This is a genomic window from Janthinobacterium sp. 1L-D-8-B-C4, assembly GCF_057291295.1.
Map to the genome: position 1 here is coordinate 120,354 of NZ_JBXAVX010000019.1, position 10,360 is coordinate 130,713.

10 protein-coding genes and 1 pseudogene are annotated in these 10,360 nt (G+C 52.2%); 7 read left to right on the forward strand and 4 right to left on the reverse strand.

Annotated features, from left to right (window positions below; genetic code table 11):
- Nucleotides 1-93: 93 nt before the first annotated feature.
- Nucleotides 94-1,563 (forward strand): PIN domain-containing protein, encoded by a 1,470-nt coding sequence (locus AC0Z42_RS26415; RefSeq protein ID WP_485471042.1) that lies wholly within the window; start codon nt 94-96, stop codon nt 1,561-1,563.
- 140 nt (nt 1,564-1,703) lie between these two features.
- Here the strand turns inward: AC0Z42_RS26415 and AC0Z42_RS26420 are convergent.
- Nucleotides 1,704-2,789 (reverse strand): annotated as a pseudogene (locus tag AC0Z42_RS26420) (IS481 family transposase).
- A gap of 540 nt (nt 2,790-3,329) precedes the next feature.
- Between AC0Z42_RS26420 and AC0Z42_RS26425 the strand changes: the two are divergent.
- Nucleotides 3,330-4,106, forward strand: a complete 777-nt coding sequence (locus tag AC0Z42_RS26425; RefSeq protein WP_485471043.1) for a hypothetical protein — start codon at nt 3,330-3,332, stop codon at nt 4,104-4,106.
- A gap of 2 nt (nt 4,107-4,108) precedes the next feature.
- On the forward strand, nt 4,109-4,495 hold the full coding sequence (locus AC0Z42_RS26430; RefSeq protein WP_485471044.1) for a hypothetical protein: 387 nt from the start codon (nt 4,109-4,111) through the stop codon (nt 4,493-4,495).
- Nucleotides 4,496-4,951: 456 nt separating this feature from the next.
- Here the strand turns inward: AC0Z42_RS26430 and AC0Z42_RS26435 are convergent, their stop codons facing one another.
- The 3 genes from AC0Z42_RS26435 to AC0Z42_RS26445 all read right to left on the reverse strand — a co-directional run bounded on the left by AC0Z42_RS26435 (nt 4,952) and on the right by AC0Z42_RS26445 (nt 7,466).
- Entirely contained in the window at nt 4,952-6,448 is a 1,497-nt protein-coding gene (locus AC0Z42_RS26435) for an alanine/glycine:cation symporter family protein (protein WP_485471045.1), read from the reverse strand.
- Nucleotides 6,449-6,678: 230 nt separating this feature from the next.
- Nucleotides 6,679-6,792, reverse strand: coding sequence for a trehalase family glycosidase (locus tag AC0Z42_RS26440; protein WP_485471046.1), 114 nt, complete (start codon nt 6,790-6,792; stop codon nt 6,679-6,681).
- 128 nt (nt 6,793-6,920) lie between these two features.
- Nucleotides 6,921-7,466, reverse strand: a complete 546-nt coding sequence (locus AC0Z42_RS26445; RefSeq protein WP_485471047.1) for a TetR/AcrR family transcriptional regulator — start codon at nt 7,464-7,466, stop codon at nt 6,921-6,923.
- Between the two features lie 83 nt (nt 7,467-7,549).
- On the opposite strand from AC0Z42_RS26445, the gene AC0Z42_RS26450 reads away from it, so the two are divergent.
- From AC0Z42_RS26450 to AC0Z42_RS26465, 4 genes are all read left to right on the forward strand, one after another.
- Nucleotides 7,550-7,936 carry a DMT family transporter gene (locus AC0Z42_RS26450; protein WP_485471048.1) on the forward strand — a complete coding sequence of 129 codons (387 nt, stop codon included), beginning with the start codon at nt 7,550-7,552 and terminating at the stop codon, nt 7,934-7,936.
- 85 nt (nt 7,937-8,021) lie between these two features.
- Entirely contained in the window at nt 8,022-9,095 is a 1,074-nt protein-coding gene (locus tag AC0Z42_RS26455) for a catalase family peroxidase (protein WP_485471049.1), read from the forward strand.
- Complete coding sequence (locus tag AC0Z42_RS26460; RefSeq protein WP_485471050.1) at nt 9,092-9,700, forward strand: cytochrome b; 609 nt, start codon at nt 9,092-9,094, stop codon at nt 9,698-9,700. Before AC0Z42_RS26455 ends, AC0Z42_RS26460 begins: the two co-directional genes overlap by 4 nt.
- A 91-nt stretch (nt 9,701-9,791) precedes the next feature.
- Complete coding sequence (locus AC0Z42_RS26465) at nt 9,792-10,286, forward strand: glutathione S-transferase N-terminal domain-containing protein (protein WP_485471051.1); 495 nt, start codon at nt 9,792-9,794, stop codon at nt 10,284-10,286.
- The last annotated feature ends 74 nt before the right edge of the window (nt 10,287-10,360 follow it).

The window sequence follows — 10,360 nt, forward strand, 5'->3', positions numbered from 1 at the left end:
GCCTATGTTGTAATTTCAGGGATGAGTCTCACACGAAAATCTCCTGTCAATATGCCTTACGTATTTTTTTGATATTTGAATAATGGCGGATTGATGATGAAAAAAATATACTTGTTTCCAGATACGAATTTATTCATACAATGCAAGCCATTATCTGATCTTGATTGGTCGAATTGGAATGATTTTGATGAGGTGTGCCTTCTTGTTTCCAGGCCTGTACAATCAGAAATAGATAAGCAAAAATCAGGCGGCAATAGTAGATTGACAAAGCGAGCACGAGTGACAGCGACCATATTTAGGAATATTCTTCTTTCTGAGAATGGATATTTGGAGGTTCGTGATACTAATCCAATTGTGCGTATCTATCTATACTCTGAGTTTAAATTTGATGAGGATTTATCTGATCGTCTAAATTATGCAGAGCGAGACGATCAACTTGTTGGTGTGGTATCACTTTATGTTAAGAGGAACCCAAGTCATAAAGTAAAGTTATTGACGCACGATACTGGGCCTATGGCGACAGCGAAGATGGTGGGTTTGGAGTTTTCTGTTATTCAAGATGTATGGCTATTGCCACCGGAAACAGATGAAAATGAAAAGCGAATTAATTCACTCCAGAATGAAATTATTAGGTATAAAAAGAGCGAGCCATCATTTAAAGTTCGATTTATTAATTCTGCTTCTGATGATTCGAAACTTTCTATGGATGTGGTCCGGTATACGGAGCTTAGCCAGGAAGATGTAGCTAATTTTGTTACTCGTATCGAAAGTGCATTCCCGATGGCGAGAGATTTTGAGTATGTTAATCCTGAAATGGGGAATCGCAGTAAATTAATTTCATTTATTGAAACTAAAGTATTTATTCCTGTAAGTTTAGAGGAAATTTATTCGTACCAAAATGATGAATACCCAAAGTGGTTGCGTAAGTGTGATGATTTTTTAAGTAAAATTCATCTTTATATTAATTCGCAGTTTAAGTTTCCAGAAATTGTTGTGTTTTCTTCTAATGATGGATCTCGTCCAGCCTTAGATGCGCGCGTAACGTTATCAACAAAAGGAAAGCTAAAAATATTGCCACCGAAATTTTCAGGTGAGGATAGTGAAGCAGAAGAAAATGTTTCTATCGGACTTCCTCCTCCTCCTATCCCACCTAGAGGAAGGTGGACCACCAAAAAATTATACATGGGCCTCCACGATAGAACATATGCTAAATTAACTCAAGTTCATAATAGTTTTGACTTGAGTAGGTTGATGGCTCCAATAAAAAATCGTGACGCAAATGAATTTTATTATGAATCTCGGCCAGATCATCCTGTAAAAGAATTTTCACTCACTTGTGAACAATGGCGGCATCAAGATGGCGAGGAGGAATTTGAATTTATGGTAGTGCCTGATTCATTTTCAGAATCTTTATCTGGAGCGATTGAAGTAAAAGTTCAAGCATCTAATCTTTCTGACCATGTTGTTGAATCAAAACCAATTTTTATAAAATGCAATGAAGTTAGTGCTTTAGAACGCGCTAAGAATATTGTAGACGATTTTTTAGGTAAAATAAGACAATAGTCGTAGGTTAATATTATGATATATAGAGCTATATCGACACGTTTTTGTGGATTTCACCATTTCAATGGTGGCGGATCTGTTGGTTGGTGAAGCTATATATTTTTATTTAATTATTATAATAATTATTTATTTATGGTAATTTAACTAGGGTAAGTATCGACATTTTCTTTTATGATTTCTCTAAATTCTTTGATCTTTTCCCCCTCCAGCTTCGTTGCTCGTTTAGCTCCATATTTGTCAAGACCCGCCTGGTTATAAACACGTTTAATGAATAATTCTGGTTTTTTTTGCCTGCCATTTCTTCATTGCCTGAATCGGCGTTTCGTTGTTGAGAGCACGCTGTGGGATGTTGTGGTTATAGATTTTCAGGTAATTGCGCAATGTTGATTCGAGCTCGGACCTAGACGCGAAACGGGTCTGATTGACGACCTCGCTGATGCGGCCGTTGAAGCGTTCCACCATGCCGTTGGTCTGCGGATGATGTGGCGGGATCAGGCGATGTTCGATCGCCAGCTGTTTGCATAGCACGTCAAACGCATCCTAGCCGCTGGGAATCCGGTCGCCCGTTTCCGGGTCTTTTTTCTTGCTGCTAAAGCGGTCGGTGAACTGCTGCCATTGTCGGTGAGCAGCTTGACGATGGCGATTGGACAGGCTTTGTTGAGCTTGATCAGGAAGTCGGTGCTGCTGCTGTCGGACTGGTCGGCATATATCTCCATAAAGACCCAGCGCGTGGTGCGGTCGATGGCGACGAACAGGTAACGGCGTTCGGTTTCGTCAGGCATCTGCGGCAAGTACTTGATATCCATATGTAAAAAGCCGGGCTCGTAGTCCTTGAACGACTTTTTGGTGACGGGCTTGTCGGTTTTCCGGGCGGCCAGTTCAAGCAGGCTGGAGACACCATGGCGACGCAGGCAGCGCCCCAGGGCGGCGCGCGAAAGCGCCGGATTGACGAACTCGCGGGCCACCGCCAGCAGGTCGTCGGTGGGCAGCAGCAGCGTGGTGCGTAGCTCCACGACGATCAGTTCCTGCGCAGGCGTGAGCGTGGTGTGCATGGTACGCGGCCGGTGCGAAAGATCCTCGGCGCTGTCTCGGTTCTGCCACTTGCGGATCGTCAGACGACTGACATTGTAGCGCTCAGCCAGTTCCCGTTGGGAGAGCGTCGATTTGCGGATTTCGTCACGGATCAGATGAGTGGTGCGGGCTTGGCTGTGAAGGGCTTGGCTCATGGCGCTGGTAGTTGGGTGACAGGATTCAACAGTGTACTCAAAAGCAACCTGGCCTGAAAAATGGCAGGCTGCGAGTTGGAATATGATCACCCATATCTAAACAACTAGTGACTAAGGCTGATTAAATACCTGCCTAATGATCTGGGGTGATACTATAAATTGATCTGACAGTAAGTTGCAATTGAGTTATAGTGAGCATAAATCATGTATCCATCCGGTTGCAAACGGTTCAATACGATGCAAATCGATAGGTGTGTGAATTTTTTTGTAAATTGTATAAATCATCTGTGCTAAACCGCCTTGGGTGTTCTTTGATGTTCTCTATATTTATGGAAAATTGTGTCAACCAAATTAACTTTAAAGTCAATTTCTCTTGAGGCTTTGAATCGCATATTAAATCCTAACTTTGAGCTGAAATTTACGTGGACACTACTAATTTCTGGCCTAGGACTAATTGGGTATCAGCACCTGGTTCAACTTGCAGGGAGTATCGAGGTAATACGGCCCGAAGTTCGGCTTAGGCTTGAACTTTCATCGAGTATGGATACTGTGCTCAGTACTCTCGGCGTGGTAATGGTAATTTTATCGTGCCTTTTTTTTTATAAAATTAAGTTTGCAACAGTATCTGGGGCGCAGAAAGCCTATAAAAACTTAGTTGCAGCAGCGACGGATATTCGAAAAATAATGGAAGATAATCGTCGTGTCTTCCTGAGTTTTGGCCCAAATTCGTCAACAGGTGCAACCGGTGAATTAAGGCACGATCCAGGTACTTGGCATCAACTACGGAGCGAAATAGTCTGCCCCAATAATAAAAAGATTCGTAACATTCTGCAATCCGTTAAAAAAATCAGTCCAGCTGAACTGCCATTGGTTGAGAAGATGCTTTCGCACATCGATGCGTTCGCGCACCACTGTAAAAACCCAACTGCGGACTACCGTAATAATCAATTTCCGCATGATTTTTCTGGTTTGATTCAAGCATATTGCGCTAAATCCAACCGTGGAGCTATCAAGGTTTCGGTATATGGCCAGTGGTTGAAGGAGAAAAGTTCGCAGCTTTCCCTAAAAATAGACAATGCCGATATTTTTGGCAGTGCATTATTTGGGATGGAAACGTCGGATGTGGATTTGGTCGTTAAATCAAAGGCAAGAACTATTTCTGAGGTAAAAGATGAGGCAGCTTTATGGGGAACGCTCGCTGAAGATTTTCGCGAAAAATTCAATTTGCGCTTGCATCTGGTCGTCTTTTCACAGTTAGAGACAGAGCGCTACGTAGATTTCATGTCAAAAATTCAAAACCACGAAAAGGTGATATAGCGATGGGGCGCGATCTTTATTACACTATCCCGCAATATTTTGAAAATGCACTGAATAAGCATAAAAAGGTGCAATCATGGAGGAGGGTTGATCATGCCACTAATGACGATGATTATCTATATTTAATCAGGCGGAGCGATGGTTTGAGCGACATGTTAGTGCACGCATCGGATGCTTATAGTTATACCTTCACGGACTTCTTTCAGAAGCCGAGCCAGTTAGGGGGCGGGTCGTATATCTTCATAGCTAGACCTGAAGCTAATTACGACAGGGACGTGGTTGAGATTGCACAGCAAGATAGAATCAGCATCGGAAAGTTTAGCGGCATCATGGGTGCGCTATACGTGGATCAACATTGGAACTACGTGCCGAAAGAGCGCCAAGCCTAAAGACAATATGACATCGAACTGCCGTGCTCAGTTAACCACGGGCCGGTTTCGTAAGGTTGGGCGATGCGCTGCGTTTAGCTACACCCAGTTCGCACGAGTCGTCGAAGTTCAAACTGCCATCTATCTGCCAAGGCTAACAGGATATATTGCTCCAGTGTAGATTCAGGTGTATGTAGAATGCCCGTTGCATCTAAAACGTTTTAGAAATCAACTACTTAAATTCATTAATAGCGGAAGCGAGCAGGGCGCCTGCGCGCCCTGCGTGTGAGATTCGAAGGCCTTGCGCCTGCAGGCGCACGCCGCCCGAATCCTCCCCCTGCTGCCCCCGCGCGGCAGCCCCGCGCGCCGTGGGCGCGCGTTCGTGGTTCTAAACAGGTTTCGAATGAGCGCGCTTCTACGGCGCTGTACGCATCAGTCCGTGTCTAAATGGCGGACCTTACGCTTGTTCTACTGCCTTCAGTTTTGCTTGCCCTTCCCAGCCCGCTCTTCCCAAAACGTCGCATTCTTAATCCCCAGCTTGACCGGATCGAAGGTGATCGGGCCGCCGGCCTTGAGCTGGGCTTCGTAATCGCGCAAACAGGCGATGGTCGGGCGCGAGATGAAGAAGATGATCAGGATGCCGATGATGTTAATCCACGCCATCATGCCCACGCCGATATCGCCAAGGTTCCAGATATAGCCGGCGCTGTTGATGGTGCCGAACACCACCATCGCCATGATCAGCAGCTTGACCACCACCAGCGGCACGCTGCGCTTGAAGTACTGGTTCAGGTAAGCGACGTTGGTTTCGGCGATATAGTAATAGGCGACGATGGTGGTAAAGGCGAAGAAGAACAGCGCCAGCGCCACGAAGACCGGGCCGAAACCGCCGAAGGTGCTCTGCAGCGCCATTTGCGTGAACGCGGCCGAACCGATCTCGGTGGTGGCCGGCAGGTGCTGGACGATGAACTGGCCGTCCGGCAAGGTGCCCTGCACGTTGTACTGGTTGGTGATCAAAATCATCAGTGCGGTGGCCGTGCACACCAGCAAGGTATCGACATAGATCGAGAACGCCTGCACCAGACCCTGCTGCGACGGGTGCTCGGTTTCGGCAGCGGCCGCCGCGTGGGTGCCGGTGCCCTGGCCCGCTTCGTTCGAGTACACGCCGCGCTTGACGCCCCAGCCGATGGCAGCGCCCATGCCGGCCTGGGCCGAGAACGCATCCGAGAAGATCAGCGAGAACACGCCCGGCAGCTTGTCGATATTCATGCCGATGACGATCAGCGCCAGCACGATATAGCCGAAGGCCATGAACGGCACCACGTACTCGGCAAACTGGGCGATGCGCTTGATGCCGCCGAAAATGATGACGCCCAGCACCAGCAGGATCACCGCCAGGCCGGCCAGCTTGTGGGTGCCAACGCTGCCCATGAAGGTATCGACCATGGTGCCGTCGCCAAAGATCTGGGCGACCGCGTTGCCGACCGCGTTGGCTTGCACGCCAGGCAGGAAGATGCCGCAGGAAATCACCGCCGAGACGGCAAACAGCGCGCCCAGCCACGGCCAGCCGAGGCAGCGCGTGAAGAAGTAGGCGGAGCCGCCACGGTACTGGCCATTCTCTTCGACCTTGTAGAGCTGGCCCAGCGTCGATTCGGCATAGGCCGTGCTGGCGCCCAGGAAGGCGACCATCCACATCCAGAACACCGCGCCCGGGCCGCCGAAACCGATGGCGGCGGCCACGCCAGCGATATTGCCCACGCCAACCCGGCCGGACAAGGACACGGCCAGGGCCTGGAACGACGAGATGCCGGAATCGGTGTCACGCTTCTTGAACAGCAGGCGCAGCATTTCCTTGAACAGGCGCACCTGGACGAAACGGGTCTGGATCGAATAGAACAGGCCGGCGCCAAGGCACAGGTAAATCAGCGCGGAACTCCAGATCACGCCATTCAAACTGCTGATAAAAGCTTCCATCGATTTTTTCCTTGCATCGGTACGGGGTCTGGATAAGGGTTCGCTTCCTGGATCAGGATGCGGCACAAGCCGGGGCATTGTGCTGGAGCTTGTATCAGATTGCAACGTTGAAAGGACAATACATCGACCGCAAAGACCATCAAACAACAGCCCTCACCAGCAGGGTGCGGCCATGCGCGCAGGCGGTGCGAGCCGCGTGCGCCGCACCATTTTTGACAGCGCCGGCGGCGTCAGTGCGCCAGGTCCGGGTAGCGCTTGAGCAGCGCGCTGTTCATGCCCATGCCGTTGGTCCAGCCGAAGCCGTCCTGGGTCGGATATTCGCCCCCGCTCCCCCTGCGCGGCAACTCTGCGCACTGCGCGCGCGCACGTTCGGCGACTCCAATCAGGTTCTAAACTGGACATGCTTCTTCCATCACCTGCGGCAATGCAGCCGTTCACCGACTGAACCAGCGAGCTGTCCAGCAACCCCACATCAAGGCTTCCTCAGCAGTTCTCCCATCAAACCATCGAGTTCCTCGCGCTCTTTGTTGCCGATCTTGTAGGTAGACAGCAAATCCGACAGCCATAACCCGTCTGCCGCCAAACGAACCAGCAAGGCATTCGCAGCGGGAGCCTGGTCGAGAGCGCGCTCGATTTCTGCGCGCTCGCTCCAACGCGCCGCCAGAGCGCGATCAATGACGGTCGCCACGACCATGGCGCGCCAGCCTTCGGTGTCCTCGTACGACGTTGCATTGAGCGACATGCGTGCGTAGCGCAAGGCTGGCGGCGCCGAGGCATCTTCCAGCGCCAATGCTTCGTTGAATTGATCCATATAAAGGTCGAAAAGCGCTGAGAGCAGCTGTTCTTTCGTGCCGAAATGATGTTGTACAGCACCTTTGCTGACGCCGGCGGCACTGGCAATGGCACCGATGGAAACGGGCTGCCCCGTACTTAACAAGGTCGTGGCAGAGAGAAAAAGCCGCTTTCTGACTTGGTCAGGTTGTTTCGGCGGCCGCGAAGTGGGTGCTTTAGTAGTCATGGCTGGATTCTACAACGCAAAAATAAAGTACAATACGATCGTATTGTAAAAAAGAGTCATAAGAAATAATCAGGGCATAAACAATGCCATTCGATATTGCAAAACTAACCACATCAAAACAAGAGAAGAACATGCTCGCAACACACTATATCTGGCTAGGAGCCGCAATCGTATCGGAGGTCGCCGGCAGCGCCTTCCTGGCCAGGTCCGAACAGTTTTCACGATTGGTACCAACCGCGCTGGTGGTTGTTTTTTACGGATTCGCATTCTATGGACTCGGCCAGGCACTGAAAGGCTTGCCGCTGGCGATCGCCTACGCCATATGGGGCGGCTTGGGCATCGTCCTGACAGCGCTGCTTGGCGTGCTCGCTTTCAAGCAAAGGCTGGACTTTCCGGCAATCATCGGCATCGTTCTCATTGTCACCGGCGTGATCGTGATGAACCTGTTTTCAAAGACAGCCTCGCATTAAGCAGGCGACATTCACCGTACATTCAAGGAGTCATCATGAACCACACACCGCGCATCACCATCGCCCCATCTAACCGAGGCCGGCCATGAAGATCGGCGATATTGACCTCAAGCGCAGCTGGCCGGCCCTGGCCGGCATCGGCGCGATCGTCGCCGTGCTGGCCACAGCCTTCGCCTGGGCTGCCGGTTTGCTTGGCCAGCGCGTGACCAATACGACTTTCCTGGAGGACATCCCGCATGATTTTCCTGCTGGCTACCGGCGCGCGCACGGCAAAGGTGTATGTTTCGACGGCGTATTTCGCGCCAGCGGCGCGGCGGCAAAGTATTCCGACGCCAGAGTTTTCGCTCAGCCGGAGACCAGGGCCATCGGACGCTTCTCGATCGGCAACATGAGCCCCTATGCCGCAGACAACTCCACCAGCACCGTCAGCATGGCCATGATGCTCACCGCCGATAACGGGCAGCAGTGGCGCATGAAAATGAACAACGAGCCGTATTTCGCCACCCGCGATGCGCCCGGCTTCCTGGCGATGGTCAAGGCTACCGCGCCTGATCCGGCCACTGGCAAACCCGACCCCCAACATGTGGAGGCTTTCCTCAAGGACTATCCGGAGGCGCGCAAATACATGGAGGCCGATGCCGTGAAACCCTGGGCCAGCAGCTTTGCCGGCGCCACGTTCTACGCCATCCATGCCTACTTTCTGGTCGCCCAGGATGGGCAACGGCAAGCCATGCGCTGGTCGCTGCGGCCGCACGCGACATTCACCGCCTGGAGTGCTGATGAGCGTGCGCGGGCCAGTCATGACGCCTTGTTCAAGGATGTGGCGCAACGCCTGGCAAAGGCGCCGTTGCATTGGGATATGGTGATGCAACTGGCCGCGCCAGGCGATCCGGTCGATGATCCATCGCAACCCTGGCCGGAAACCCGCCCGCAACTGGTCGCCGGAACGCTGGAAGTGCAGCGGGTCTTCGATCAGACTGACGGCGTGTGTCGCGACATCAATTTCGACCCCACCCTGATACCGGCGGGCATGGCGCTGTCGAACGATCCGGTACTGGCCACGCGGGCAGGCATTTACGCCCACTCGTACAACGCACGGCTGCACGAAATCGGCTACGGCAAGGCCACCGATGCGGTTGGAAAGAAGGCAGCACCATGACGACCGAAACCGGCACCGTGACAGACACTGTACCAGGCAACCAAGCTGGCCTGCCGGAACGGTTCAATCTGCTGGCGCAGCTGCTGCATTGGACGATGGCGGCGGCAATTCTGGCGATGCTGTTCATCGGCGTGGCCATGATGACGTCGCTGACCTGGCGGCCCTGGCTGCTCGACCTTCACCAGCCGCTGGGCATTGCCATCTTGCTGCTGGCGATCGTGCGCCTGCTCAACCGGCTGCGCCATGGTGCGCCAGCGTTGCCCGCCGACATACCGCGCTGGCAGGCAATAGCAGCCAAGGCATCGCACTGGGTGTTGTATGCGCTGATGTTCTCGCTGCCGCTGCTGGGCTGGGCTGTGCGCTCGGCCGGAGGATGGCCAGTGACGATGTTCCCGGGTGTCGCGCTGCCGCCCATCGCGCCTGTCGATCCGGTCTGGTATGCGGTGCTGCGTGACGCCCACGGCCTGTTGGCCTGGCTGCTGTTCGCCGTCGTGCTGATGCATCTTTCCGCCGCACTCATGCATGCCTGGGTGCGCCGTGACGGGGTCTTTTCCAGCATGACGCCGAGAGGCTTTTATCGTCGTTACCGCAGCAACAGCAAATAGATCAGCATCGCATTCTGGCGTTTTCATAGCGCCTGAACCACGCGCTTTTCCTCCAGGGAAGCGCATCATTGAAATTGATGGAGCCCATGAAATGAAACTCTACTACAAGCAGGGTGCCTGCTCGCTTTCTCCCCACATCGTCGCAAACGAACTCGGTCTTGATGTTGAGTTCATCAAGGTTGATCTCAAAGACCATACAACCGCACAGGGGCAGAATTTTTACAAGGTCAACCAGCATGGCTACATTCCTGCGCTGGAGCTTGATAATGGCGACATGCTGATGGAAGGCATTGTCATCGTCCAGTATCTCGCCGACCTGAAGCCCGAAATGGACCTCGCTCCCGCCAACGGGACGTTTGAACGCTACAAGCTTCAGGAGATGCTCGCCTTCCTCTCGACGGAAATCCACAAGGGCTTCATTCCGCTCTTCTATGCACCTTCGGCAAGCGACTATATCGAGATCGCAAGGCCGAAGCTGGAGAAGCGCTACGCCTGGATTAATGAGCATCTCGCCGACAAGCAGTATCTGATGGGCGACAAATTCTCGGTCGCCGACACCTATCTGTATAGTGGATCCCGAATCTGAGACGATGGTTTAAGCTGTGGTCCGTGAAAGGATGACAGCAAATGAGTGAAGGTAAAAAACGTCGGGTACACACG